Consider the following 972-nt stretch of genomic DNA (forward strand, 5'->3'; position numbering starts at 1 on the left):
TTTGTGCACCAGCACGGCGAATACGTTCGCTACCTATATCGCAGATAGTTTTATAACCAGCCTTATAAGCTTCGCTCTTTTCATCACATAATTCAGGCAATTGCACCATGATGAATTTGCGATTGCCGCCATCTTCGGCATTCAAAGCCATCACTGCATGCGCTGTTGTGGCAGAACCAGAGAAAAAGTCGAGAATGAGGTCATTGTTTTGAGAGTCAGTTGCAAGAAGTAACATTTTTTTTAATAAATCTACCGGCTTCGGGTTATCAAAATAAGCCCCTCCTAATAAAGCTTTTAAAGCTTTTGTTGCTTCCGCTGTATAAAACTTTTCATCCCACCAAGATGTAGCTACTCTCCGTGATTGTAATGCTTTTTCTTTATAATATTTTTGTTGGAGACCATTTGCCGTTTTTATAATCAACCCTTGATTGTATTTTTCTTGCATCGTTGCTTGGGAATAACGCCAATAACCCGTTACCCCCTCAAATGTATAATGCGGATTACCCTTAGATGCCCCACCAGGCCCATCTACGGGAATCAACTTGTATTCGCCAATATCGTCTTTCTGGTTGAAGCCTTCCGTTATAGGAGGCAGACCAAACTTATGTCTTTGAGAAAAAAGCGTAGCTATGTTTTTTGTATATACTAAAATAAAATTGTGACTAGACGATATTATTTTATCGTTAGATATAGATGCGCGGGACTTATGGCAAATTTGAATAACAAAATTCTCTTCGCCAAACACCTCGTCGCACACTTTGCGCAAATTATGCACCTCATGATCATCTATTGAGATAAAGATCACACCATCGTCACGCAAAAGCGTCTGCGCCAAACGCAAGCGCGGATAAATCATATTGAGCCACGCTGTGTGAAACCGCCCCATTGTTTCAGGGTTCGATTTTGTCGTTTGGCTCGTCACTTCCTTATAGCGCGCCAACGGGTCCTTGAAATTATCTTCATAAATAAAAT

General features: G+C 40.7%; 1 protein-coding gene. It reads right to left on the reverse strand.

The features are described from left to right. On the reverse strand, positions 1 to 972 hold a 972-nt coding region (locus PVV66_RS09645), incomplete at both ends, for a site-specific DNA-methyltransferase (RefSeq protein ID WP_273719620.1).

This window comes from Bartonella sp. AU16XJBT (assembly GCF_028618665.1).
In the GTDB taxonomy this organism is placed as follows: Bacteria; Pseudomonadota; Alphaproteobacteria; order Rhizobiales; family Rhizobiaceae; genus Bartonella.